The organism is Pseudomonas sp. TKO26, assembly GCF_003225665.1.
GTDB lineage: Bacteria > Pseudomonadota > Gammaproteobacteria > Pseudomonadales > Pseudomonadaceae > Aquipseudomonas > Aquipseudomonas saponiphila.
Genome location: NZ_QKLN01000036.1, coordinates 240,535 through 263,194 on the forward strand (window position 1 = coordinate 240,535; position 22,660 = coordinate 263,194).

General features: G+C 64.1%; 25 protein-coding genes. 10 read left to right on the forward strand and 15 right to left on the reverse strand.

The genetic code is table 11. The features are described 5' to 3' along the window. Positions 1–98 precede the first annotated feature (98 nt). The 3 genes from DNK59_RS25445 to DNK59_RS25455 form a co-directional block, all read right to left on the reverse strand. A complete protein-coding gene (locus tag DNK59_RS25445; RefSeq protein ID WP_092308721.1) occupies positions 99–1,694 on the reverse strand; it encodes a GMC family oxidoreductase in 1,596 nt (531 codons plus the stop codon). 172 nt (positions 1,695–1,866) lie between these two features. Further along, entirely contained in the window at positions 1,867–2,412 is a 546-nt protein-coding gene (locus DNK59_RS25450; RefSeq protein ID WP_092308724.1) for a twin-arginine translocation pathway signal protein, read from the reverse strand. Positions 2,413–2,439: 27 nt separating this feature from the next. After that, on the reverse strand, positions 2,440–3,915 hold the full coding sequence (locus DNK59_RS25455) for a coniferyl aldehyde dehydrogenase (protein WP_256596658.1): 1,476 nt from the start codon (positions 3,913–3,915) through the stop codon (positions 2,440–2,442). A 99-nt stretch (positions 3,916–4,014) separates the two neighbouring features. Here DNK59_RS25455 and DNK59_RS25460 point away from each other — a divergent pair, with 99 nt between their 5' ends. Then, entirely contained in the window at positions 4,015–4,686 is a 672-nt protein-coding gene (locus tag DNK59_RS25460) for a TetR/AcrR family transcriptional regulator (protein WP_092308730.1), read from the forward strand. A gap of 33 nt (positions 4,687–4,719) precedes the next feature. Further along, the gene (locus tag DNK59_RS25465) at positions 4,720–5,574 is read left to right on the forward strand and encodes a sulfurtransferase (protein WP_110725030.1); all 855 of its coding nucleotides are present in this window, start codon (positions 4,720–4,722) and stop codon (positions 5,572–5,574) included. Between the two features lie 61 nt (positions 5,575–5,635). Here DNK59_RS25465 and DNK59_RS25470 read toward each other — a convergent pair whose 3' ends face one another. The 5 genes from DNK59_RS25470 to DNK59_RS25490 all read right to left on the reverse strand — a co-directional run bounded on the left by DNK59_RS25470 (position 5,636) and on the right by DNK59_RS25490 (position 10,981). Continuing rightward, a complete protein-coding gene (locus tag DNK59_RS25470; RefSeq protein ID WP_110725031.1) occupies positions 5,636–6,466 on the reverse strand; it encodes an AraC family transcriptional regulator in 831 nt (276 codons plus the stop codon). Further along, a complete protein-coding gene (locus tag DNK59_RS25475) occupies positions 6,459–7,460 on the reverse strand; it encodes a hydrolase (RefSeq protein ID WP_092308739.1) in 1,002 nt (333 codons plus the stop codon). The genes DNK59_RS25470 and DNK59_RS25475 overlap by 8 nt, the downstream gene beginning before the upstream one ends. A 62-nt stretch (positions 7,461–7,522) precedes the next feature. Then, complete coding sequence (rsmD, locus tag DNK59_RS25480; protein ID WP_110725032.1) at positions 7,523–8,143, reverse strand: 16S rRNA (guanine(966)-N(2))-methyltransferase RsmD; 621 nt, start codon at positions 8,141–8,143, stop codon at positions 7,523–7,525. After that, positions 8,143–9,633 (reverse strand): pitrilysin family protein, encoded by a 1,491-nt coding sequence (locus tag DNK59_RS25485; protein WP_110725033.1) that lies wholly within the window; start codon positions 9,631–9,633, stop codon positions 8,143–8,145. The genes rsmD and DNK59_RS25485 overlap by 1 nt, the downstream gene beginning before the upstream one ends. Beyond that, positions 9,626–10,981, reverse strand: a complete 1,356-nt coding sequence (locus DNK59_RS25490; RefSeq protein WP_110725034.1) for a pitrilysin family protein — start codon at positions 10,979–10,981, stop codon at positions 9,626–9,628. Before DNK59_RS25490 ends, DNK59_RS25485 begins: the two co-directional genes overlap by 8 nt. A 355-nt stretch (positions 10,982–11,336) precedes the next feature. Between DNK59_RS25490 and ftsY the strand changes: the two genes are divergently transcribed. The 4 genes from ftsY (at position 11,337) to rpoH (ending at position 15,497) form a co-directional block, all read left to right on the forward strand. Next, positions 11,337–12,842: a signal recognition particle-docking protein FtsY gene (gene ftsY, locus DNK59_RS25495; RefSeq protein WP_110725035.1), complete on the forward strand. Its 1,506-nt coding sequence runs from the start codon at positions 11,337–11,339 to the stop codon at positions 12,840–12,842. Next, positions 12,839–13,510, forward strand: coding sequence for a cell division ATP-binding protein FtsE (gene ftsE, locus DNK59_RS25500; protein WP_016967614.1), 672 nt, complete (start codon positions 12,839–12,841; stop codon positions 13,508–13,510). Before ftsY ends, ftsE begins: the two co-directional genes overlap by 4 nt. Next, complete coding sequence (gene ftsX, locus DNK59_RS25505) at positions 13,507–14,529, forward strand: permease-like cell division protein FtsX (RefSeq protein WP_110725036.1); 1,023 nt, start codon at positions 13,507–13,509, stop codon at positions 14,527–14,529. The genes ftsE and ftsX overlap by 4 nt, the downstream gene beginning before the upstream one ends. Positions 14,530–14,642: 113 nt before the next feature. Then, positions 14,643–15,497 (forward strand): RNA polymerase sigma factor RpoH, encoded by an 855-nt coding sequence (gene rpoH, locus DNK59_RS25510; RefSeq protein WP_016967616.1) that lies wholly within the window; start codon positions 14,643–14,645, stop codon positions 15,495–15,497. A 131-nt stretch (positions 15,498–15,628) separates the two neighbouring features. On the opposite strand, the gene mtgA is transcribed toward rpoH, so the two are convergent. Then, the gene (gene mtgA / locus DNK59_RS25515; protein ID WP_110725037.1) at positions 15,629–16,351 is read right to left on the reverse strand and encodes a monofunctional biosynthetic peptidoglycan transglycosylase; all 723 of its coding nucleotides are present in this window, start codon (positions 16,349–16,351) and stop codon (positions 15,629–15,631) included. A 74-nt stretch (positions 16,352–16,425) separates the two neighbouring features. On the opposite strand from mtgA, the gene DNK59_RS25520 reads away from it, so the two are divergent. The 4 genes from DNK59_RS25520 to trmB all read left to right on the forward strand — a co-directional run bounded on the left by DNK59_RS25520 (position 16,426) and on the right by trmB (position 18,769). Next, positions 16,426–16,806, forward strand: coding sequence for a DUF423 domain-containing protein (locus tag DNK59_RS25520; RefSeq protein ID WP_092308761.1), 381 nt, complete (start codon positions 16,426–16,428; stop codon positions 16,804–16,806). A 71-nt stretch (positions 16,807–16,877) separates the two neighbouring features. Further along, entirely contained in the window at positions 16,878–17,078 is a 201-nt protein-coding gene (gene thiS, locus DNK59_RS25525) for a sulfur carrier protein ThiS (RefSeq protein WP_167365616.1), read from the forward strand. Positions 17,079–17,239: 161 nt separating this feature from the next. Further along, positions 17,240–18,034, forward strand: a complete 795-nt coding sequence (locus DNK59_RS25530; RefSeq protein ID WP_011064024.1) for a thiazole synthase — start codon at positions 17,240–17,242, stop codon at positions 18,032–18,034. Between the two features lie 9 nt (positions 18,035–18,043). Further along, positions 18,044–18,769, forward strand: coding sequence for a tRNA (guanosine(46)-N7)-methyltransferase TrmB (gene trmB / locus DNK59_RS25535; protein WP_110725038.1), 726 nt, complete (start codon positions 18,044–18,046; stop codon positions 18,767–18,769). A gap of 79 nt (positions 18,770–18,848) precedes the next feature. On the opposite strand, the gene DNK59_RS25540 is transcribed toward trmB, so the two are convergent. The 6 genes from DNK59_RS25540 to metW are packed head-to-tail and all read right to left on the reverse strand — an operon-like array spanning position 18,849 to position 22,657. Further along, a complete protein-coding gene (locus DNK59_RS25540; RefSeq protein WP_110725039.1) occupies positions 18,849–19,397 on the reverse strand; it encodes an RNA 2'-phosphotransferase in 549 nt (182 codons plus the stop codon). A gap of 53 nt (positions 19,398–19,450) precedes the next feature. Further along, a complete protein-coding gene (locus tag DNK59_RS25545; protein ID WP_110725040.1) occupies positions 19,451–19,774 on the reverse strand; it encodes a DUF3392 domain-containing protein in 324 nt (107 codons plus the stop codon). A gap of 9 nt (positions 19,775–19,783) precedes the next feature. Further along, positions 19,784–20,986 carry a radical SAM family heme chaperone HemW gene (gene hemW / locus DNK59_RS25550; RefSeq protein WP_110725041.1) on the reverse strand — a complete coding sequence of 401 codons (1,203 nt, stop codon included), beginning with the start codon at positions 20,984–20,986 and terminating at the stop codon, positions 19,784–19,786. Continuing rightward, entirely contained in the window at positions 20,983–21,579 is a 597-nt protein-coding gene (rdgB, locus tag DNK59_RS25555) for an RdgB/HAM1 family non-canonical purine NTP pyrophosphatase (RefSeq protein ID WP_167365682.1), read from the reverse strand. The genes hemW and rdgB overlap by 4 nt, the downstream gene beginning before the upstream one ends. Then, complete coding sequence (locus DNK59_RS25560; RefSeq protein ID WP_092308779.1) at positions 21,576–22,010, reverse strand: DUF4426 domain-containing protein; 435 nt, start codon at positions 22,008–22,010, stop codon at positions 21,576–21,578. Before DNK59_RS25560 ends, rdgB begins: the two co-directional genes overlap by 4 nt. A gap of 26 nt (positions 22,011–22,036) precedes the next feature. Beyond that, positions 22,037–22,657, reverse strand: a complete 621-nt coding sequence (gene metW / locus DNK59_RS25565; protein WP_110725042.1) for a methionine biosynthesis protein MetW — start codon at positions 22,655–22,657, stop codon at positions 22,037–22,039. Positions 22,658–22,660 lie beyond the last annotated feature (3 nt).

Consider the following 22,660-nt stretch of genomic DNA (forward strand, 5'->3'; position numbering starts at 1 on the left):
AATCCGTTGGGGAGTCGGATGGTATCGCAGCCTTCCCGGTCGGCCAAGTCGCCTTTTGGAGAAGAAAGCCCTATGGACGCCGAAATTTCCCGGCTGTTTCACGCCGTTTTCAAGCGCTGCGCCAGGGCCGTGGCCAGCTGCGCGGTCAGGCCGTACACCGACAACTGCGGGTTGGCGCCGATGCTGGTGGGGAACAGCGAGCCATCATGGATCGACAGGTTGTGCAGTTGATGGTGGCGCCCGAGGCTGTCGGCCACGGCGATTTTCGGGTCTTCGCCCATGGCGCAGCCGCCCATCACGTGGGCGCTGCCCAGGCGGGTGCGGTACAGGGCCAGGTCCAGGCCGTCGATCTGCGCACGCACCTCATTCAGGCTCTTGGCGAAGCGGGCATCGCTGTGCAGCGGCTTGACCGCCTTGGCGCCACCGGCGAACTGGATCTCCGCCATGCTGTGGAAGGCCCGGCGCAGGCCGTCCCAGGCGTAGGGCGAGACTTGATAGTCGAGCACCGGGGTGCCGTCGCCGCGCAGTTCGACGTTGCCGCCGGTGCTGTCGGGGTGGAAGCCATCCCGCAGCAGGGCCAGCATCGCGTGGGTGTGGGGCAGTTGTTCCATGGACAGTCCGCTCTGCGGCCCGAAACCGCCCAGCAGGGTGCTGGCCAGGGCCGGTTGCAGGGGCGGCACTTCAAGTTTGTAGGACATCTTGCCGGTGGTACCGTCCTGCCACTGGAAATGGTCGGAATAGATCGATTGCGGCGCGCCGTAGAAGGGGTTGATCACTTCGTCGAACTGCCCGGCGGAGAAGTTCACCAAGTGCAGGAAGGTGCGCTTGCCCAGCCGCGAATGCGGGTCCGGGGCATCGGAGCGTAGCAGCAGGGCCGGGCTGTTGATGCCGCCACCGGCCAGTACGTAGTGCCGGGCCTTGACCGTGACGGTACGCCCGGTGGGGGCGACGCAGCGTGCGTCCATGGCCTGGCACTGCAGGCCGCTGACCTTGTCGTCCTTGATCAGCAGGCGCTCGGCCCGGGCCAGGTACAGCAGTTCGCCGCCTTTCTCCAGGGTCGCCGGAATGGTGGTCACCAGCATCGACTGCTTGGCGTTGGTCGGACAGCCCAGGCCGCAATAGCCCAGGTTCCAGCAACCACGGACGTTGCGCGGAATCACGTGCCAGCTGTAGCCCAGGGCTTCGCAGCCCTTGCGGATCACGTCGTTGTTGGCGTTGGGCGGCATGACCCAGGGCGCGACGCCCAGGCGCTGTTCCATCTTCTCGAACCAGGGCGCCATCTCGGCCGAGCTGTGGCCCACCACCCCGTGTTCCCGGGCCCAGTGTTCCAGGGTCGGGTCCGGGGTGCGAAAGCTCGATGTCCAGTTGATCAGGGTCGTGCCGCCCACGGCGCGGCCCTGGAGAATGGTGATGGCGCCGTCCTTGCTCATGCGCCCGATGCCTTCCTGATAGAGGCTGGTGTAGGCCTGGTCTTCGAGCATCTTGAAGTCGTCGCTGGTCTTGAGCGGGCCTTCCTCGATCAGCAGCACCTTGTAGCCGGCGGCGCTGAGGATTTCGGCGGTGGTGCCGCCACCGGCGCCGCTGCCGATGATGGCGACATCGGCTTCCAGGGTCAGGTCCTGCTCCAGCTGCGAGCCGTTGTAGGTTTTCCAGCCACGGTTCAGGCCTTCGCGGAACAGATCAGGTACAGGCATATCGGATGCTCTCTTATTATTGAAGGCTCGATGCAGCGCCACTGTTGTCGCTGCTGAGCCTGCGAAGCTGCGAAAAGGCCCGCCGGGCCTTGCTTGACGATCCCCTGGTGCTCCCCCATCGCCCCGCGAACCTAGCGCTCGCGCAACCAGTGGCAGCGTCTACACGGACCGATCAGACCTTGGGTGGCCCGGGGTAACCGCAGTGGGCCCAGGATTCGGGGCGGGTGTACCAGGCCATCATCACCAGCTGCAGCAACGAGGCGTGACCCATGCGCAGCAGGGCCAGGAAGCTGTTTTCCCAGCGGCTGAGGAAGTGTCGGATGTCGTCCGCGCCGGCGTTCTCCCAGCTGCCCCAGATCCCCGTCAACGGGCCGCGGGTCACCGCCATGCCCAGTACATCGAACAGTTGCTGGGTGAGCTTGAACATCTCCGGCGAAAGGTGGTTCAGGGCATTGTCCAGGTTGGCCAGGGTGCCCTCGACGGCAGCGGGCATCTTGTCCGCCGCCACCGCGCCTTCGAGCATCACCGGAATCAGCGCCCGCAGGAACGGCAGGTCGTTGCTGCGCAGCATGCTGAAACCACTGGCAGGGGTACTGGCGGAGCAACCGCTGAGGCTTGCGCCGAGCCCGGCGGTGGCCAGGAAGGCACTGGCGCAGAGGCCGACTTTCAGCAGGCCGCGCCGTGACAGCGCGGGTGTTGCAGACAGGCTAGGGGTCATTGTTGTTATTACCCGGCGTTGTACTGGTTAACGAATGAACAGCTTCTGGATGAGTTTCTGGATCGATTTGCCATACGGCGGGTAGATCAGGCGTGCGGCATTGAAGCGCTGCTTGATGAACACTCCCTTGGCCTTGCTGAAGGTCAGGAAGCCTTCATGGCCGTGGTAGTGGCCCATGCCGGAAGGGCCGATGCCGCCGAACGGCAGGTCGTCCTGGGCCACGTGCAGCAGGGTGTCGTTGAGGCACACGCCACCGGAGTGGGTTTCGTTGAGCACTCGCTGCTGCTCGGCCTTGTCGTAGCCAAAGTAGTACAGGGCCAGGGGGCGCGGGCGCTGGGTGATGTAGGCGAAGGCCTGGTCCAGGGTCTTGTAGGGCACGATGGGCAGGATCGGGCCGAAGATCTCGTCCTGCATCACGGTCATGTCGTCCGTGACATTGAGCAGCAGGCTGTGGCCCAGACGGCGTTCCTGGCTTTGCTCGAACAGCGGCACCAGCAGCGCGCCCTTGCTGGTGGCGTCGCTCAGGTAGCCGTTGAGCCGGTTCAACTGGCGCTGGTTGATGATCGCGGTGTAGTCGGGGTTGTCCGCCAGGGTCGGGAAGAAGCCGCGCACCACCTGGCGATAGGCTTCGACAAAGGCACCGATGCGTTCTTCCGGCACCAGCACGTAGTCCGGGGCGACGCAGGTCTGCCCGGCGTTCAGGGTCTTGCCGAAGGCGATGCGTTCGGCGGCGTCCTTGAGTGGAACGCTGCTGGAGACGATGGCCGGGGACTTGCCGCCCAATTCCAGGGTCACCGGGGTCAGGTTTTCCGCGGCGGCGCGCATCACGTGCTTGCCGATGCTGGTGGCGCCGGTGAACAGCAAGTGATCGAAACGCAGCTTGGAAAACGCCATGCCCACTTCGGCCTCACCCAGCACTACGCACACCAGGTCCTCGGGGAATACCCGCGCCAGCAGTTGCTTGAGCAACAGACCGGTGGCCGGGGTGGACTCACTGAGCTTGAGCATCACCCGGTTGCCAGCGGCCAGGGCTCCGACCAGCGGGCCCATGCACAGGTACAGCGGGTAGTTCCACGGCACTATGACCCCGACCACGCCCAGGGGCTGGTACACCACCTTGGCCGAGGCCGGCTGGAAGGCCAGGCCCACGGCGCGGCGGGATGGCTTCATCCACTTTTTCAGGTGTTTGCGAGCGTAGTGGATGCCGTGCAGGCTGGGCATCAGCTCGGCTAGCAGGGTTTCATCGGCGCTGCGGTTGCTGAAGTCCTGGCTGATGGCGTCGATCAGCGCCTGGCGCTCGTTGTCGAGCAGATCGTGCAGCGACTTGAGCCATTGCTGGCGCTGCGCGGCAGGCGGCATGGGGTTGGCGGCAAAGGCCCGGCGCTGGGCCTCGAACAGCTCATGCAGCACGTCCTGTTGCTGAAGGGAATCCTGCAGGTAGGCGATTTCGGCAGACATGGACGGGCTCCGGTTTTTGGCGGTGGCTAGTTTTTTAGAGCTTATGCTCTAAATTGTCAAATACCATCCGGTGCCGGTCGCGATTTATCCCCAGTGGGATAGAACGTAAGATGCACCCCAGCCTTCTGATTAAAGCCCACACCCATGGCCCCACGGATAAAAACCCGCGAACGCATCGTCCAGTTCAGCCTCGAACTCTTCAACCAGCAGGGCGAACGCAACGTCAGCACCAACCATATTGCGGCGCACATGGAGATTTCCCCAGGCAACCTGTACTACCACTTCCCCAACAAGCAGGCGATCATCGCCGTGCTGTTTGCCGAGTATGAAAACCTGGTGGACAGCTTTCTGCGCCCGCCGCCCGGGCGCGCAGTCACGGTGCAGGACAAGCGCTATTACTTGCAGGCACTGCTGGCGGCCATGTGGCGCTACCGTTTCCTGCATCGCGACCTGGAGCACCTGCTGGACAGCGACCCGGAACTGGCCGCGCGCTACCGGCGTTTCTCCCAGCGCTGTCTGATCCAGGGCATGGCCATCTACGGGCGCTTCGTCGACGCCGGAATCCTTGCCATGGACAAGGTGCAGATCGAATCCCTGACCCTCAATGCCTGGATCATCCTCACCTCCTGGGTGCGTTTTCTGTGTACCACCCGGGAAAGCTCCACCCACCTGAGCGAAGAAGCCATCAAGCGCGGGGTGTATCAGGTGCTGGTGCTGGAAACCGGCTTTGTCACCGATCAGGCCCGGGAAGCGGTCAATGCGCTGTTCGAAGAGTTTTACGTGCCCCTGGCCCAAGCCCTGGAAGAAGTGCAGTAGGATCAACCTCCGACTTATTCACAGGAGCCCGCCATGCCCCTTGCGCAGTTGATCAGCCCGCTTGCCCTGGACCAGAAGAAACAGCAGCCCGGCCTGGTGATTCTGGATTGTCGCTTTGCCCTGGAAGACCCGGACTACGGCCAGCGCAGCTATGCCCAAGGGCATATCGCCGGCGCGCATTTCGCCGATCTGAACCGGGATCTGAGCGCACCGGTGATCAAGGGCGTGACCGGCCGGCATCCGTTGCCGGAGCCCGCGCAACTGGTGGCGCGCCTGCAGGCCTGGGGCATCGATAACGATAGCCAGGTCGTGCTCTATGACGACGGCCCCGGTGCCTATGCCGCCCGTGCCTGGTGGTTGCTGGCCTGGCTGGGCAAGCGCGATGGTGTGTTCATGCTCGACGGCGGCCTGAAAGCCTGGCATGCCGCCGGCCTGCCCCTGAGCCTGGATGCCCCCGACAGTGGGATCGGGCACTTCAGCGGTCAGCCCGATCACGCTTTGCTGCTGGATGCCGAGCACCTGAAGCAGCGCCTGGGCCAGCCGGACCTGACCTTGCTGGACGCCCGCGCCTTGCCACGTTTTCGTGGTGACGTGGAGCCGATCGATCCGGTGGCCGGGCATATTCCCGGGGCCCAGTGCGCGGCGTTCACCGACAACCTGGACAGCGACGGACGCTTTTTGCCGGCGCAGCAGCTCAAGCAGCGTTTTGCCGAAAAACTCGCCGGACGTTCTCCGGAGCACCTGGTGGCTTACTGCGGCTCCGGGGTCACCGCCTGCCACAACCTGTTCGCCCTGTGCCTGGCCGGCTATCCCCTGGCGCGGCTGTATGCCGGTTCGTGGAGCGAATGGATCACCGATGCCCAGCGGCCTGTCGCCACTGGCGATTGACGAGTTGCCCAGTCGGCCTCTTCGCCGTAGGAGCGAGCTTGCTCGCGAAAGCATCACCGCCCTACTGCAAAACGGCGCTGCGATAAGCCGCCGGCGCCACCCCATACACCTGCTTGAACTGCCGACTGAGGTGACTCTGGTCGGCAAACCCCAATTGCGTGGCCACTTCCAGCGGCAGACAGCCATCGCGCAACAGGGCCCGGGCCTTGGCGATGCGCTGCTGCATCAGCCAGGTGTGAGGTGGAATTCCCGTGGCCCGGCGAAACACCCGGGCGAAGTGAAACGGCGACAGGTTCACCGCCGCCGCCAGCTCTTCGAGTGACGGTGGCGCGGCCAGTTGCGAGCGCAGCAGTTCCTTGGCCTGGACAATCGCCCGATGTTCTTGCCCGGGCTCGCCCAGTGCCCGAACCCCGGCGTGCCGCTGCAACAGCAAGAGCAGCATTTCCCGCCATTGGGTCTGTTGCTGCAGGGCTGTGGCCGGGCTTTCCAGCAGGTGGTGCAGGCGAGCAAAACCCTGCACCAGGTCCGGGTCGCGGTACAGGGTCGCGGCAAAGGCCGGCAGGCTGCCGTTGGGCAGTTCCAGTTCATCGAGCAGGCCGAGTATCTGCCGGTTGTCCGGGTAGAAGGCCCGGTACAGCCAACCGTCCTCGACGCCCTTGGCCCCGGTGTGCAATTCGTCCGGGTTGATCAGCACCAGGGTGCCGCTGCCCGCCAGGTGCTCGGCACCGCGATAGCGGTAGCGCTGGGCGCCGGCCATGATCATGCCGATCACATAGCCCTCGTGCACGTGAGGCACGAAACGCTGTTCGATATAGCGCGCCGCCAGCAACTCGACCCCCGCCAGGGGTTCGGTCTGCCAGAAACGGATCGACTCTCGGCTGGACTTAGCCATGGCGGCCCAGGTCCATCAGCCATTGCGGAATGCGCTGTTCCAGGTAATAGCGCGGATGCTTCAGGCTGCCGCCGACAAAACCCACGTGGCCGCCTTTGGCCTGCAGTTCGAACTGGGTACTGGCAGACAGCTCGCCGGCCTCGGGCAGGCTGTGGCGGAACACGAAAGGGTCGTCCGCAGCCTGGATGATCAGGGTCGGGGTGCGAATTTCGCCCAGGAAATAGCGGCTGGAAGCGCGGCGGTAATAGTCCTGGGCATCGGTAAAACCATGCAGCGGCGCGGTGACCCGGCCGTCGAAGTCCCAGAAGGTGCGCATCTTTTCCAGAGGGCCCAGTCGGGCCAGGGTGGCCAGGCCTTCGTGGCGCCCGTCGTGCTGGAACTGGCGCTGCTTGTCCTTGATATAGGCCAGCATCTCGCGCATGAAGTGCGCCTGATAGACCTTGGAAAACCCCTGGCCAATGCGGTCGGCGCACTGGTCCAGGCGAAACGGCACCGACACCGCGCTGGCGCCCTGCAGCGGGCTGGCGCTGCCGCTTTCCCCCAAGTACTTGAGCAGCACATTGCCCCCCAGCGAATAGCCCACCGCATACAGCGGCGCCTGGGGGCGCTTGGCTCGCAGGTGGGCGATGGCCGCAGCCAGGTCTTCGCTGGCGCCGGAGTGGTAGCTGCGCGGCAGCAGGTTGGGTTCGCCGGAGCAGCCGCGCCAGTTCAGCGCCGCGCTGGCCCAGCCGCGAGTGGCCAGGGCCTGCTGCAGGCCGGTCACATAAGGCGAGTTGGACGAGCCGGTCAGGCCATGCAGCACCAGCACCAGAGGGGCTTCGGCGCTATGGGGGCCGTGCCAGTCCAGATCGAGAAAGTCGCCGTCATCCAGCCACAAGCGCTCGCGCTGGCGCTCCAACTGAGTGGCCGGGCGCCACAGCGGGCCCCACAGGGTCTGCAGGTGCGGGTTGCCCAGGCCGAAGGCGGGGATGAAACGATCAGGCGAGTCGGGCACGGGGAGGATCTCGATGCAGCGGCGCGCGGCCCGGGCGGGCTGCGCGCCTTGTTCCGGCTGCCTCAGGCAGCGTTGTCTGCCATACGTTGCCACAACGAGTAATACACTTGCCCGGATTTTTGTTCACGGTGCAGACGCCAGCTTCCAGGCAGGCCCAGGGTCGATGGCGCGGTTTCGCTTTCGGTGTAGATCCAGGCGTCGTCCGCCAGCCAACCGCGTTCCTCCAGCAGGGCGCAGGCGGCGGGCAGCAGGTTCTGGTTGAACGGTGGGTCGAGGAAGGCCAGGTCGAACCGTGTCGCCGGCTGGGTTTCCAGGTAGCGCAGGGCATCGGCGGTCTGCGCTTGGCCCACGGTGCAACGCAGGGTGCCCAGGTGCTCGCGCAGGCTGGAGATGGCCACGTTGCTGCTGTCCAGGGCCAAGCCCGTGGCGGCGCCACGGGACAGGGCTTCGAGGAACACCGCGCCGCTGCCGGCGAACAGGTCGATGACCTTGGCTCCGGCGACATAGGGCGCCAGCCAGTTGAACAGGGTTTCGCGCACCCGGTCCGGGGTCGGGCGCAGGCCCGGCAGGTCGGGGAAGCTCAGCTTGCGGCTGCGCCATTCGCCGCCAATGATGCGCAGCTGGCCCACGCCGTTGTGCTGGTTGTGGACGGGTTTCTTGCTGGGACGGGCTGGACGGGCCATCAGTGCTCCGGAACCCCGAGCGGTTGCTCGGCGGGTTTGTCAGTGGGGGGCGGCAACGGCTTTTGCGCGACGCTGGGGCCGGCGCTGACGATGACCATCTTGTCGACACTCAGGTGCTTGTTCATGGCGGCCTTGACCTGTTCCACCGTCAGTTCCTGGGTTTGCCGCATGTAGTCTTCCAGGTAGCTCAACGGCAGATTGTAGAAGCCCATGGCGCCCAGCTGGCCGACGATATCGGCGTTGCTGGCGGTGGACAGCGGGAAGCTGCCGGCCAGTTCGCGCTTGGCGTCGTCCAGTTCCTTCTGGGTCGGGCCGTTCTTCAGGTAGTCGGCGAACACGTCCTGCACCAGCTTCAGGGTGCCTTCGCTCATTTCCGCGCGGGTCTGCAGGTTGATCATGAACGGGCCGCGGGCCTGCATCGGGGTGAAGCCCGAGTAGACGCCGTAGGTCAGGCCGCGCTTCTCGCGCACTTCGCTCATCAGCCGGGTGCCGAAACCGCCACCACCGAGGATCTGGTTGCCCAGGGATACGGCGGCGTAGTCCGGATCGTCGCGGTCGATGCCCAGTTGCGCCAGCAGCAGGCTGGTCTGGCTCGACGGGAATTCGATATGGCCGATGCTGGCCTTGGGTTCGGTGGGTTGCTCGACCTTGGCCAGGGCCGGGCCTTTGGGCAGGGCGGCGGAAACTTGCGCGGCGATCGCCTCGGCGTCGCTGCGCGACAGATCGCCCACCAGCGCGATCACCACGTTGCCGGCGGCATAAGCCTTGGCGTGGAAGGCCTGCAGTTGCGCCTGGGTGATAGTCGGAACGCTCTTGGCATTGCCTTCGCTGGCATGCGCGTAGGGATGGCTGCCGTACAGGCGCTGCATCAGTTCCAGGCTGGCCAGCTTGCCGGGGTTCTGCTTCTGGTATTCGAAACCGGCGAGCAACTGGTTCTTGATCCGCGCCAGGGAGTCGGCGGGGAAGGTCGGCTTGCCCACCACTTCGGCGAACAGTTTCAGCGCCGGTTCGCGTTTATCCACAGCGCTCAGGCTGCGCAGCGAGACTACGGCCATGTCCTTGTAGGCGCCGTTGCCGATATCCGCCCCCAGGCTCTCGAAGCCCCGGGCGATGGCGCCCACATCCTTGCCGGGTACGCCTTCGTTGAGCATGGCGTTGGTCAGCAGGGCCAGGCCGGACGTGTTGCCGTCCTGGCTGCTGCCGGCGGCGAAGATCAGGCGCATGTCGAACATCGGCAGTTCGCGGGCTTCGACGAACAGCACCTTGGCCCCTTCGGCGGTGTTCCAGGTCTGCACGTTGAGGTTGCGGTGGCTGGGGGCCTTGCCGTCCAGTTCGGCCAGGGATTGCAACTTCTGGCTGCTCTTGGCCTTGTCCAGGGCCTGGCTGGCGTTGGATTCGCCGGAACGCGACAGGTACAGGCCGCCGGCGGTGAGCAGGGCGACCAGGGCCAGGCCCAGCAGGACCGGTGAAGCATTCTTGCGCTTACTCATGAGCGGACTCCTCAGGCAGTACATGGGCCACGCTCATACGCTCCCGGGTGAAATAGGTGCGGGCGGCCTTCTGGATGTCTTCCGGGGTCACGCTTTGCAGTTCCGCCAGCTCGGTGTCCATCAGCTTCCACGACAGGCCGACGGTTTCCAGCTGGCCAATGGCGCTGGCCTGGCTGGTGATCGAGTCACGCTCGTAGACCAGGCCGGCAATCACTTGGGCCCGGACCCGCTCCAGTTCCTCGGCGGACGGCGGGGTGGTCTTCAACTGCTCCAGCAGGCGCCACAGCCCGGCTTCGGCCTGGGCGATGGTTTTCTTCTTCTGGCTGTTGGGGGTGGCCGAGAGCATGAACAGGCTGTCGCCCCGGGTATAGGCGTCATAGCTGGTGGAGCCGTTGGACAGCAACTCTTCGCCGCGCTCCAGCAGGGTCGGGATCCGTGCGCTATCGCCGCCGTCCAGCAGGGCCGCGGCCAGGCGCAGGGCGTTGACGGCGCGTTTGTCTTCAGCGGTGGCGATGCTGGGTACGTTGAAGGCCAGCATCAGGCTCGGCAGTTGGGTCTTCACGTGCAGGGTGATCAGGCGCTCGCCGGGTTCGGCCAGTTCCAGGGGGATCTTCGCCGGTGGCACGTCACGCTTGGGGATGGCGCCGAAATAGCGCTGGGCCAGGGTCTTGACCTCATCCGGGGTGACATCGCCGACCACCACCAGGGTGGCGTTGTTCGGCACGTACCAGGCCTGGTACCAGTGGCGCAGTTCCTCGACCTTCATCCGGTTCAGGTCGGCCATCCAGCCGATGGTCGGGGTGTGGTAGCCGCTGGCCGGGTAGGCCATGGCCTTGAAGCGCTCGTAGGCCTTGGACAGCGGCTTGTCGTCGGTGCGCAAGCGGCGTTCTTCCTTGATCACCTCGATCTCGCGGGCGAACTCGTCGGCCGGCAGGCGCAGGCTGGCCATGCGGTCGGCTTCCAGTTCCAGGGCCACGCCCAGGCGGTCGCGGGCCAGGACCTGGTAATAGGCGGTGAAATCGTCACTGGTGAAGGCGTTCTCTTCGGCGCCCAGGTCCCGCAGGATCAACGAGGCTTCGCCGGGGCCGACTTTCTCGCTGCCCTTGAACATCATGTGTTCCAGGGCGTGGGACAAACCGGTCTGGCCCGGGGTTTCGTAGCTGGAGCCGACCTTGTACCAGACCTGGGACACCACCACCGGTGCGCGATGATCTTCGCGGACCACGACCTTGAGGCCGTTGTCGAGGGTGAATTCGTGGGTGGGTTGCGGGTCGGCAGCCAGGGCTGCAAGGGGCAGACAAACTGTGCTGAGCAGCAGGCCTGCGGCGCGGCGGGCTAGAGCATTCATTCGTTTTTAAACCTGTTGGGCTGCCCGTGTGTTCTTAGCGTCAGCGGGCGAGGAGGTGCTAGGATACTGATCCGTTTTACTGGCGGCCACGCCTATCAGGTCTTCGCGGATCAGCAGGTACTTGAGCAGGTTGTATGAGTTACCGGCAATAAGCCTTGATTTGTCAGCTAAACTGCGACTTTTCGCCGATTTTGCCGTTCCAGTCCTTTAGTAAAATCGATCTTTGAAGTGCCTTTGGGCATTTCGACAACATGTTGCGCGTGAACAAGCTGGAATAAACACAGTCTGTTCTGCATCGAATATTTATTTACCGAAGCGCCCACTGGCGCATCGCTACCTTGAGATAGCCGTCTCCATGTTTGGTTCCAACGACGACAAAAAGACCCCAGCCGCGGCTGGCGAGAAGAAAGGCCTGTTCGGATGGCTGCGCAAAAAGCCGCAGGAACCCGTCGTCGAACAGCCGCAAGTGCCTGTCGAGCCCGTACCGGCTCCGGTCATTGAAACCGCTTCCAGCGTAGCCCCGGCCGAGCCGGTGGTGCTGTCGAGCGGCGAGCCGGTGCTGCAACCCCGGGTCGAGGTTGAGCCGGTAGCGGCCGTCGCCCCCGAACTGCCCCTGGCTCCGAGCCCGGAGCACAAGCCCTGGCTGACGCTGCCGGTAGCGGAAGAGCCGGTGGCCCTGGTGGAAGACACTCAGGCGGAACATGTCACGCCGCCGATCCCGGCCTTGAGCGCGGCGCCCGAGCCGGTTGTCGAGGCGGCGGTTGTCGCCCCGGTGCCGGTGATCGAGGTGCAGGCTGCGCTGGCGCCGGTCCCGGTCGCCCCCGAACCTGTCGCTCCTGCTCCTGCTCCTGCTCCTGCTCCTGTTGCCGAGCCGGTCGCCCAGGTGGCGGAGCCCGTGGTCGAGCCGGCCCGTGCTGCTGAAGAGAACAAGGTCGGTTTCTTCGCCCGTTTGAAGCAGGGCCTGTCCAAGACCAGCGCCAGTATCGGCGAAGGCATGGCCAGCCTGTTCCTGGGCAAGAAGGCCATTGATGACGAACTGTTGGACGACCTGGAAACCCGCCTGCTGACCGCCGACGTCGGGGTCGAAGCCACTTCGGTGATCATCCAGAACCTGACCCAGAAGGTGGCGCGCAAGCAGCTCACCGATTCCGACGCGCTCTATGCCTCGTTGCAGGCCGAGCTCACCAGCATGCTCAAACCGGTGGAGCAGCCGCTGAAAGTCGCGGCCCAGAACAAGCCCTTCGTGATCCTGGTGGTGGGCGTCAACGGCGCCGGCAAGACCACCACCATCGGCAAGCTGGCGAAAAAGCTGCAGCTGGAAGGCAAGAAAGTCATGCTGGCCGCCGGCGACACCTTCCGTGCCGCGGCGGTGGAGCAGCTGCAGGTCTGGGGTGAGCGCAACAAGATCCCGGTCATCGCCCAGCACACCGGCGCCGATTCGGCCTCGGTGATCTTCGATGCGGTGCAGGCGGCCAAGGCTCGCGGTATCGATGTGCTGATCGCCGACACGGCAGGGCGCCTGCACACCAAAGACAACCTGATGGAAGAACTGAAGAAGGTCCGTCGGGTGATCGGCAAGCTCGACGCCGACGCGCCCCACGAGGTGCTGCTGGTGCTGGACGCCGGTACTGGCCAGAACGCCATCAACCAGGCCAAGCAATTCAACCAGACCGTGGAACTGACCGGCCTGGCCCTGACCAAGCTCGATGGCACCGCCAAGGGTGGGGTGATCTTCGCCCTGGCCAAGCAATTCGGCCTGCCGATCCGTTACATCGGGGTCGGTGAAGGCATCGATGATCTGCGTACCTTTGAAGCCGAGCCCTTTGTCCAGGCACTGTTTGCCGAGCGGGAGCGTTCATGATTCGTTTCGAACAGGTCGGTAAGCGCTATCCCAACGGCCACGTTGGCCTGCATGAGCTGAGCTTTCGCGTCCGTCGCGGCGAATTCCTGTTTGTCACCGGCCACTCCGGCGCCGGTAAGAGCACCTTGCTGCGCCTGCTGCTGGCCATGGAGCGTCCGACGTCGGGCAAGCTGCTGCTGGCCGGGCAGGACCTGGGGCAGATCAGCAATGCGCAGATCCCGTTCCTGCGGCGACAGATCGGTGTGGTGTTCCAGAACCACCAGCTGTTGTTCGATCGCACGGTGTTCAATAACGTCGCGCTGCCGCTGCAGATCCTCGGTCTGTCCAAGGCGGAAATCGCCAAGCGGGTGGATTCGGCCCTGGAGCGCGTGGCCCTGTCGGACAAGACCGATCTTTACCCCGGCGACCTGTCCACCGGCCAGCAACAGCGCGTGGGCATCGCCCGGGCCATCGTCCACCGCCCGGCTCTGCTGCTGGCGGACGAGCCCACCGGTAACCTCGACCCGCGTCTTGCGGCGGAAATCATGGGCGTGTTCGAAGATATCAACCGCCTGGGCACCAGTGTGCTGATCGCCAGTCACGACCTGGCGCTGATCGCGCGTATGCGTCACCGCATGTTGACCCTGCAGCGTGGCCGATTGATCGGTGATGGGGAGGCCGGCGTATGAGTGCAACACGTACCCCTAAAGTGGCGGAGCGCGTAGCGCCCAAGGCGTCCGAAGCACCGCCGCCGAAGAAAAAACGCGACGAGGACGACGGTCCGGATTTCGCCACCCTGCTGCACGCCTGGATCGAAAGCCACCGCGCCAGCCTGCTGGACAGCCTGCGGCGCCTGGGCAAGCAGCCCATCGGCAGCTTCTTTACCTGCCTGGTGATGGCCGTGGCCCTGAGCCTGCCCATGGGCCTGTCGCTGCTGCTCAACAACGTCGAGCGCCTGGGTGGTTCCTGGCAGCGGGCAGCGCAGATTTCTCTGTACCTGGAACTGGGGGCCTCGGCCAGCGAGGGCGAGAAACTCAGCACAGAGATCAAGGGCCTGCCCGGGGTGGCGGATGCCGAGTTCATCAGCAAGGAAAAGGCGCTGGAGGAGTTCCAGCAGCAATCCGGTCTGGGTGAGGCTTTGCGCGAGTTGCCGCACAACCCGCTGCCGGGCGTAGTGCTGGTGACGCCGAACGAGGTGGACAAGGCTACGCTTGAAGCCTTGCGCCAGCGGTTGGCGGACATGCCCAAGGTGCAACTGGCACAGCTGGACCTGGTGTGGGTCGAGCGGCTGGCGGCCATCCTCAAGCTGGGGGACCGTTTTGTCTTCGGTCTGACGGTGCTGCTGGTTTCCGCATTACTTTTGGTGATAGGCAATACCATTCGTCTTCATATTGAAAACCGCCGCACCGAGATAGAAGTGATTAAACTCGTCGGCGGCACGGACAGCTATGTGCGACGTCCCTTCCTTTATATGGGGGCGTTGTATGGCTTCGGTGCGGGGATTCTGTCCTGGGGAGTGCTGGCGTTCGGCCTGGACTGGTTGAACGACGCGGTGGTCGGTCTGGCCGGCCTGTATGGCAGTGATTTTGCCCTTGCAGGAGTACCGGTTGCCGATGGTCTGTCGCTCTTGCTTGGGGCGGTGCTGTTGGGTTATATCGGTGCGTGGATTGCGGTGGCCCGCCACCTGAGGGAGCTGGCACCGAAGTAATGTCTTTTTGCTTGTATTGACCTTTCAGAATATTTGGGAACTTGTTTCGTGGTTTCCGGTCAATTTTCGCAGTGCTGAACTGCACGAGTTATGTGAGTCGGAGGTTTTTTCGTATGACCACTTCTTTGCAACCTGCTTACGCATTGGTTCCAGGCGCAAACCTGGAGGCCTATGTGCACACGGTGAACAGCATTCCATTGCTGACGCCCGAGCAGGAGCGTGAACTGGCCGAGAGTCTCTACTATGAGCAGGATCTTGAGGCGGCTCGGCAGATGGTGCTCGCCCACCTGCGTTTTGTCGTACATATCGCCCGCAGCTATTCCGGCTACGGGCTGGCCCAGGCCGACCTGATCCAGGAAGGCAACGTTGGCCTGATGAAAGCCGTGAAGCGCTTCAACCCGGAAATGGGTGTGCGCCTGGTGTCCTTTGCCGTGCACTGGATCAAGGCGGAGATTCACGAGTTCATCCTGCGTAACTGGCGGATTGTCAAAGTCGCCACCACCAAGGCTCAGCGCAAGCTGTTCTTCAACCTGCGCAGCCAGAAGAAGCGTCTGGCCTGGCTGAACAATGAAGAAGTGCATCGCGTGGCGGAAAGCCTGGGCGTCGAGCCTCGTGAAGTGCGCGAGATGGAAAGCCGTCTGACCGGCCAGGACATGGCCTTCGACCCGGCTGCCGAAGCGGATGACGACAGCGCCTTCCAATCGCCGGCCAACTACCTGGAAGACCATCGCTACGATCCGGCGCTGCAACTGGAAGATGCCGATTGGAGCGACAACTCCACCCACAACCTGCACGAAGCGCTGGAAGTGTTGGACGAGCGCAGCCGCGACATTCTCTACCAGCGCTGGCTGGCCGAGGAGAAAGCCACGCTGCACGACCTGGCGCAGAAGTACAACGTTTCCGCCGAGCGTATCCGCCAGCTGGAAAAGAGCGCGATGAACAAGCTGAAGCTGTCCATCGCCGCTTAAGGTTGCCAGGCACCACGCAAAACGCCCCGATCATCTCGGGGCGTTTTTGTTTGTGCGGCTATCGTAGGAGCTGGCTTGCCGGCGAAACCCTGGTCCAGGCCCCTCTCGAACATGTTCAAGAACCGCCCGCTTTACTCCGCCCAAGGCGCCTTGCGGGTTTCGTACAACCGCTTCAGATAATCAGCCCCGCCCAACAGGCTCATCTGCCGTCGAACCCAACCAGCCCGCTGCATGACATAAGTGCTGGGTCGTGCCGCGCTCCACACCCTTGGATTGGGCAGCACAGCAGCCAGCAGGCTGGCCTGCTGACGTGACAGATCGGCCGCGCTGACGCCGAAGTGATGGCGCGCGGCGGCTTCTGCGCCGAACACCCCTTCATCCCACTCGGCGCTGTTGAGGTAGACCTCAAGAATCCGCTGCTTGGGCCACAGCACCTCGATCAGGGCGGTGAACCAGGCTTCCAGGCCCTTGCGCAGGTAGCTGCGGCCGGACCACAGGAACAGGTTCTTCGACACTTGCTGGCTCAGGGTACTGGCCCCGCGGATCGAACCGCCACGTTCGTTGTGGGCCAGGGCCGCCTGGATTGCGTCGAGATCGAAGCCCCAGTGCTCGGGGAATTTCTGATCCTCGCTGGCGATCACTGCCAGCTTGAGGTTGTCGGAGATTTCGTCCCAGGGTTTCCAGGTGCGCTGCAGGTCGATGGGGTCGTTGTCGACCCAGGATTCGATCTTGCGCTCCACCATCAGGGCGGTGCCCGGTGGTGGCACGAAACGGAACAGCAGTACCAGCAGCACGCTGCCGACCACGAACCACATCAAGGCTTTTACAAGGCGACGAAACAGATAACGCAGCATAGAGATGGCTTGGCCGAACCCGTTGAGCGCGCCATTATACAGACCCTTTGCGCTGAATCTGACTGGAGTTCCTCATGCTGCGTGGCTTCCTGATGCTGGCCGCCTTCTTCGGTTTCACCGGGGTTGCCCTCGGCGCCTTCGCCGCTCACGGCCTGAAAAACCGCCTCAGCACGGAATACCTGGCTATTTTTCATACCGGCGTGACCTATCAACTGGTTCATACCCTGGCGCTGTTCGGCGTGGCCCTGCTGGCGGCCCATGTTCCCGGGCGGCTGGTGACCTGGGCCGGCGCGGCATTTACCCTGGGCATCCTGCTGTTCTCCGGCAGCCTGTATCTGCTGACCCTGAGCGGCATCAGCAAGCTGGGCATCATCACCCCCTTCGGTGGCCTGGCCTTTCTGGTTGGCTGGTTCCTGCTGGGCCTCGCCGCCTGGCGCCTGCAAGGGGCCGGCTGACGCTTGTAGCTGACCTTTGGGTCACGATCGGGCTAGAATGCTGGCCCCTAAAAATGATGGCGGCCTTGAGCATGCGCATTCAGTTGAACGGTGAATCCTTTGAACTGCCCGACGGCTCGACCGTTGCGGCCCTGCTGACCCGTCTGGAGCTGAACGGACGGCGGATCGCGGTGGAACTCAATCTGGATATCGTTCCACGCAGCCAGCACGCCGAAACCGCCCTCAATGAGGGCGATCAGGTGGAAGTGGTCCACGCCATCGGCGGCGGCTAGTCGCCGGCATCAACCGCGCTGCCACTTGTCCGCGCAGCGCCCGGGCCCGGCTGTTGGCCCGCTCCATGGAAGACGTCTTCACCGGCCCCGGAACGAGGGCTCCAGGGCCTCGGGCCTGATAGAGAATTCTGCAAGAACCTCACCCCAACAGAGGATTTCCGATGAGCAACGTTCGTAGTGACAAGCCTTTCGTCCTGGCCGGTCGGACGTACCAGTCGCGTTTGCTGGTAGGCACCGGCAAGTACCGCGACATGGAAGAAACCCGCTTGGCCATCGAGGCCTCGGGTGCCGAGATCGTCACCGTCGCCGTGCGCCGGACCAATATCGGCCAGAACCCGGGCGAACCGAACCTGCTGGATATCCTGCCGCCGGATCGCTACACCATCCTGCCCAACACCGCCGGTTGCTACGACGCGGTGGAAGCCGTGCGCACCTGCCGCCTGGCCCGTGAGCTGCTCGATGGCCACAACCTGGTGAAGCTGGAAGTCCTGGCCGACCAGAAGACCCTGTTCCCCAACGTGCTGGAAACCCTCAAGGCCGCCGAAGTGCTGGTCAAGGAAGGGTTCGACGTCATGGTCTACACCAGCGACGACCCGATCATTGCCCGTCAGCTGGCGGAAATGGGCTGCATCGCGGTCATGCCGCTGGCTGGCCTGATCGGCACCGGGCTGGGGATCTGCAACCCGTACAACCTGCAGATCATCCTTGAAGAAGCCAAGGTTCCGGTGCTGGTGGATGCCGGTGTCGGCACCGCTTCCGATGCCACCATCGCCATGGAGCTGGGTTGTGAAGCGGTGCTGATGAACTCCGCCATCGCCCATGCGCAGCAGCCGGTGATGATGGCCGAAGCTATGAAACACGCGATTGTCGCGGGCCGCCTGGCGTACCTCGCCGGTCGCATGCCGAAGAAACTCTATGCCAGCGCCTCTTCGCCGCTGGATGGTCTGATCAAGTAAGAGCCATTGATGACTGAATCAAACGACACGCCAATCCAGCCGGACGCCGGCGACGAGCGCCAACACCGCCGCATCAAGAGTTTCGTGATGCGCGCCGGGCGCATGACCGAAGGCCAGCAGCGCGGCCTGGATCAGGGCGCGCCGCTGTACGTGCTGCCCCTGGCTGACGCCCCGGTGGACTATGACCAGGTATTCGGCCGCTCGGCGCCGCGCTCCCTGGAAATCGGCTTCGGCATGGGCCATTCGCTGCTGGAAATGGCCGCGGCGGCCCCGGAGCAGGATTTCATCGGCGTGGAGGTTCACCGTCCGGGTGTCGGCGCGCTGCTCAATGGCGTGCTGACCCAGGGCCTGACCAACCTGCGGGTCTACGATTGCGACGCGATTGAAGTGCTCAACCGCTGCATCGCCGACAACAGCCTGGACCGGCTGATGCTGTTCTTCCCCGATCCATGGCACAAGAGCCGCCACCACAAGCGCCGTATCGTCCAGGCCTCGTTCGCTGAACTGGTGCGCAGCAAGCTCAAGGTCGGCGGCATTCTGCACATGGCCACCGACTGGGAGCCCTATGCCGAATACATGCTGGAAGTGATGAACGTGGCCCCGGGTTATCGCAACCTGGCCGAGGACGGCAAATGCGTGCCGCGCCCGGCCGAACGCCCGATCACCAAGTTCGAGCGTCGCGGCGAGCGCCTGGGCCACGGCGTGTGGGATTTGAAGTTCGAAAAAATCGACTGAGTCCCGCGGACCCGCTGCCGTAGGAGCTGGCTTGCCAGCGAAGAGGCCGGTAAGTAGGCCTTCGCCAGCAAGCTGGCTCCTACAGGGCTTGGATGAAATCGACCGGCACCCGGTCGGTCAGCCACACCCCATTCTCTGCCTGATAGAACTTGAAGCCCTGGGCCTGCATGGCCTGGGCGTCGATCTGCAGGATCACCACCTTGCCGTAACGCTGGCCCACGGCCCGGGCGGTGTCGATTTCCCGGGACAGGTGCACGTGGTGCCGTGAACCCGGGATCAGTCCCTTCTCATTGATCGAGTCCATGAAGCGCGTGGCGGTGCCGTGGTAGAGGATGGCGGGCGGTTGCTGCGCCTCCAGCTGCAAGTGCACGGCCTTGTTGGAATGCCCCTGGACCGCGCGGATGCGCTGGCCGTCGGCCGAGAGGGCAAAGCGTTTCTTGTCGTTGCCTTCCACGACCTGCTCGATCAGTTCCCGACTCAGTTTTCGGCCGCCCTTGGCGGCGCCGCTGATCAGCGCGTCGATATCGCCCCAGCCTTCGCTGTCCAGCTCAAGACCGATGGCCTGAGGTTCGTGGCGCAGCACGTAGCTGAGGAACTTGCTGGTGTCCTCGATGATTTTCTTGCTCATGTTCTTCCTTGATAGCGGGGGGTGGCCGTCAGTCAGCGAAGGGGCTATGGAGGTCAGCGGCGGTCGGCGGCCACGCCAATCAGCACCAGCACCACCAGCAGCACCGGCGCCAGGCTGTAGTTGTTGAACTGGCTCAGGCCACGGACGATCCACGGCGTGGCATAGATCAGCGCCAGGCCGCTGCCGACCATGCACAGCAGGGCCATCAGCGGCACGCGCAGGGCGCCGGCGATGCCGCCCAGGCGCTGCTCGACCCAGCCCTTGATGTCCGCGCCGAACAGCACCAGCAGGCAGCCCACCAGCGATAGGGCAATTTCCGAGAGGTTGCTGCGACTCCAGCGGGACACGGTGGCAAGCAGGTCGAGTACCAGATCCATGTGATTTCCTTAGATCAGAAAGTATTGCAGCAGGTCATTGAGGAAGAGTTGCCCACGGGCCGTGGCCGCCAGGCGTGACGGTTCGACCTGCAGCAAGCCGCTTTGTTCGGCCTGGCGCCGACCTTCGGCAAGGCTGGCCAGGTCCAGGCCGGTGCGCTCGGCGAACAACGCGGCGTCGACGCCGTCGGTGAGGCGCAGGGCGTTCATCAGGAACTCGAACGGCAGCTCGTCGTTGCCCAGGGTCTTTTCCCCGGCCTTGAACGGCTTGGCCGGGTTCAGGTAGTCCTTGGGCAGGCGGGTCTTCCAGGTGCGCTGGATGCGCCCGTCCGGGTGGCTGAGCTTGCCGTGGGCGCCGGCGCCGATGCCGATGAAGTCGCCGAAGCTCCAGTAGTTCAGGTTGTGCCGCGCCGCGCGGCCGGGCTGGGCGTAGGCCGAGACTTCGTACTGGGCGTAGCCATGCTCGGCCAGCAGGGCCTGGCCGGCTTCCTGGATATCCCACAGGGTGTCGTCTTCCGGCAGTACCGGCGGCTGGTTCCAGAACACCGTGTTGGGTTCCAGGGTCAGCTGATACCAGGACAGGTGGGTCGGCTTCATCGCAATGGCCTGGCGCAGGTCGCTCAGGGCATCGTCCAGGGACTGGTCCGGCAAGCCGTGCATCAGGTCCAGGTTGAAGTTGTCGAACCCGGCCTGGCGCGCCATGCCGGCGGCGCGTACCGCTTCGTCACCGTTGTGGATGCGGCCCAGGGCCTTGAGTTTCTGTTCCTGGAAGCTCTGGATGCCGATGGACAGGCGGTTGATCCCCAGGGCGCGGTAGGCGGTGAACTTCTCCTGCTCGAAGGTCCCGGGATTGGCTTCCAGGGTGATCTCGATGTCGCCGGCGAAGGGGATGCGCTGTTCCACGCCCTCAAGCAGCCGGCCGAGGGCCTGGGCACTGAACAGGCTCGGGGTGCCGCCGCCGAAGAAGATCGAACTCAGCTGCCGGCCATAGACCGCGTGCAGCTCCAGGTCGAGGTCGGCCAGCAGGGCGTCGACGTACTCTTCTTCCGGCAACGTCGGGCTGGCAGCGTGGGAGTTGAAATCGCAATAAGGACATTTGCGTACACACCACGGGATGTGGATGTACAGCGCCAGGGGCGGCAACTGGGGCAGCGCCGCCCGAGGCGTTGGCGCGCCGCCGAGAATCAGCGGCGACGCAGAAGGGTCATGACTCATTGCAGGCCCAGGCGTTGCCGCAGAATGGCCATGGCGCGGGCGCGGTGGCTGAGCTGGTTTTTCTCCACCGGGCCCAGCTCGGCGCTGGAGCAGTCACGTTCCGGCACCCAGAACAGCGGGTCGTAGCCGAAGCCGTGCTCGCCGCTGGCAGCCGTGAGGATGCGCCCGTGCCACAGGCCTTCGCAGAGGATCGGCAACGGATCGTCGGCGTGTCGCACCAGGGCCAGGACGCAGACGAACTGCGCGCCGCGCTGAGCTTCAGGGACGTCTTTCAGGGCTTCCAGCAACTTGGCGTTGTTCGCCGCGTCGCCCTGGCCGTCGGCATAGCGCGCCGAGTAGATGCCCGGCGCGCCGCCAAGGAAGTCCACCGCCAGGCCGGAGTCGTCGGCCAGTGCCGGCAGGCCGGAAATGCGCGCGGCGTTGCGTGCCTTGAGGATGGCGTTTTCGACGAACGACAGGCCGGTCTCCTCGGGCTCGACGCTGCTGAACTCGCCGATCGAGCGCAGTTGCACCGAGGCGCCGAGCATGGCCTGGAGTTCTTTGAGTTTGCCGGCGTTGTGGCTGGCCAGTACGAGTTGCGTAAGGTTCATTATTCGCCCGGGAATAGCTCTTGGTTGAAGCTGAAGCTGTTGGTGTCACCACCCGTTTGCACGGTGATGCTGAAGGTACGGGTTTCCTGCTGCTCCACCGGGAACTGGGCGATGTAGTAGATCGCGCCTTGCTCGGTAATCTGGCGGAATTTCAGCGGGATGCTCTTGCTGGTCAGGTCCTTGACCGTGCCGCTGACCTGGCCGACCAGCGGCTTGCCATCCTTGATCAGCGAAACGTTGATCACGCCCTGGTTCTTGCTGCGAACCAGCTCCGCCGCCCTGGCGATATCTGGCTGCAGGTAGGTGGAGTTGAAGGTGTTGTAGTGCACGGTGATGTCACCGAACACTTCCTTGCGTTCGCCCTTGATCGTGTCCGCCGCCAGGGCGCTTACGCTCAGGCAGGCAGCCAATAGAAATGTCACCAGACGTCCCATGATGGTTCTCCTCGATGCAACGTGGTTTATACCGCGACCTTGTGATCTTGCAGGCCGGGACTGCTGACGCGGTAGATGCCGATCTCTCCCAACAGATTAGGCCATAGCTTACTGGCCCACCCGTGGCGGTGTTGTTGATCGACGGCAAGGCGGTTGATCACCCGGGCCTGGCGCTCGCGGCACAGCTCCTCGAAGTCCTCGAAGGTGCAGAAGTGGATGTTCGGCGTGTTGTACCAGGTGTACGGGAGGAATTCCGAAACCGGCATCCGGCCCTTGCTGGCCAGGTACCAGCGGCAGCGCCAGTGACCGAAGTTGGGGAAGGTGATGATGCACTGGCGGCCGACCCGAAGCATCTCGTCGAGGAGCTTGTCCGGGTAGTGCACGGCCTGCAGGGCCTGGGTCATGACCACGATGTCGAAGCTGTTGCTGGCGAAGTTGCCCAGGCCCTTGTCCAGGTCCTGTTCGATCACGTTGATGCCCTTGGCCACGCACTGGGCAATGTTGTCCGGGTCGTTTTCCAGGCCGTAGCCGGTGACTTGCTTGTGCTCTTGCAGCCAGCTCAGCAGCTCGCCGTTACCGCAGCCCAGGTCGAGGACGCGGCTGCCGGCGGGGATCCATTCCTGGATGATTTCCAGATCGGCTCTCATCGT

Coding starts and splice junctions, on each gene's coding strand:
- DNK59_RS25465 (WP_110725030.1), top strand. CDS start 4,720: ATGCCCCTTGCGCAGTTGATCAGCCCGCTTGCCCTGGACCAGAAGAAA.
- DNK59_RS25445 (WP_092308721.1), bottom strand. CDS start 1,694: ATGCCTGTACCTGATCTGTTCCGCGAAGGCCTGAACCGTGGCTGGAAA.
- DNK59_RS25530 (WP_011064024.1), top strand. CDS start 17,240: ATGAGCAACGTTCGTAGTGACAAGCCTTTCGTCCTGGCCGGTCGGACG.
- rpoH (WP_016967616.1), top strand. CDS start 14,643: ATGACCACTTCTTTGCAACCTGCTTACGCATTGGTTCCAGGCGCAAAC.
- DNK59_RS25470 (WP_110725031.1), bottom strand. CDS start 6,466: ATGGCTAAGTCCAGCCGAGAGTCGATCCGTTTCTGGCAGACCGAACCC.
- mtgA (WP_110725037.1), bottom strand. CDS start 16,351: ATGCTGCGTTATCTGTTTCGTCGCCTTGTAAAAGCCTTGATGTGGTTC.
- hemW (WP_110725041.1), bottom strand. CDS start 20,986: ATGAGTCATGACCCTTCTGCGTCGCCGCTGATTCTCGGCGGCGCGCCA.
- DNK59_RS25485 (WP_110725033.1), bottom strand. CDS start 9,633: ATGAGTAAGCGCAAGAATGCTTCACCGGTCCTGCTGGGCCTGGCCCTG.
- DNK59_RS25540 (WP_110725039.1), bottom strand. CDS start 19,397: ATGAGCAAGAAAATCATCGAGGACACCAGCAAGTTCCTCAGCTACGTG.
- DNK59_RS25545 (WP_110725040.1), bottom strand. CDS start 19,774: ATGGATCTGGTACTCGACCTGCTTGCCACCGTGTCCCGCTGGAGTCGC.
- DNK59_RS25460 (WP_092308730.1), top strand. CDS start 4,015: ATGGCCCCACGGATAAAAACCCGCGAACGCATCGTCCAGTTCAGCCTC.
- metW (WP_110725042.1), bottom strand. CDS start 22,657: ATGAGAGCCGATCTGGAAATCATCCAGGAATGGATCCCCGCCGGCAGC.
- rsmD (WP_110725032.1), bottom strand. CDS start 8,143: ATGGCCCGTCCAGCCCGTCCCAGCAAGAAACCCGTCCACAACCAGCAC.
- DNK59_RS25490 (WP_110725034.1), bottom strand. CDS start 10,981: ATGAATGCTCTAGCCCGCCGCGCCGCAGGCCTGCTGCTCAGCACAGTT.
- DNK59_RS25520 (WP_092308761.1), top strand. CDS start 16,426: ATGCTGCGTGGCTTCCTGATGCTGGCCGCCTTCTTCGGTTTCACCGGG.
- ftsY (WP_110725035.1), top strand. CDS start 11,337: ATGTTTGGTTCCAACGACGACAAAAAGACCCCAGCCGCGGCTGGCGAG.
- trmB (WP_110725038.1), top strand. CDS start 18,044: ATGACTGAATCAAACGACACGCCAATCCAGCCGGACGCCGGCGACGAG.
- DNK59_RS25560 (WP_092308779.1), bottom strand. CDS start 22,010: ATGGGACGTCTGGTGACATTTCTATTGGCTGCCTGCCTGAGCGTAAGC.
- thiS (WP_167365616.1), top strand. CDS start 16,878: ATGCGCATTCAGTTGAACGGTGAATCCTTTGAACTGCCCGACGGCTCG.
- ftsX (WP_110725036.1), top strand. CDS start 13,507: ATGAGTGCAACACGTACCCCTAAAGTGGCGGAGCGCGTAGCGCCCAAG.
- ftsE (WP_016967614.1), top strand. CDS start 12,839: ATGATTCGTTTCGAACAGGTCGGTAAGCGCTATCCCAACGGCCACGTT.
- DNK59_RS25450 (WP_092308724.1), bottom strand. CDS start 2,412: ATGACCCCTAGCCTGTCTGCAACACCCGCGCTGTCACGGCGCGGCCTG.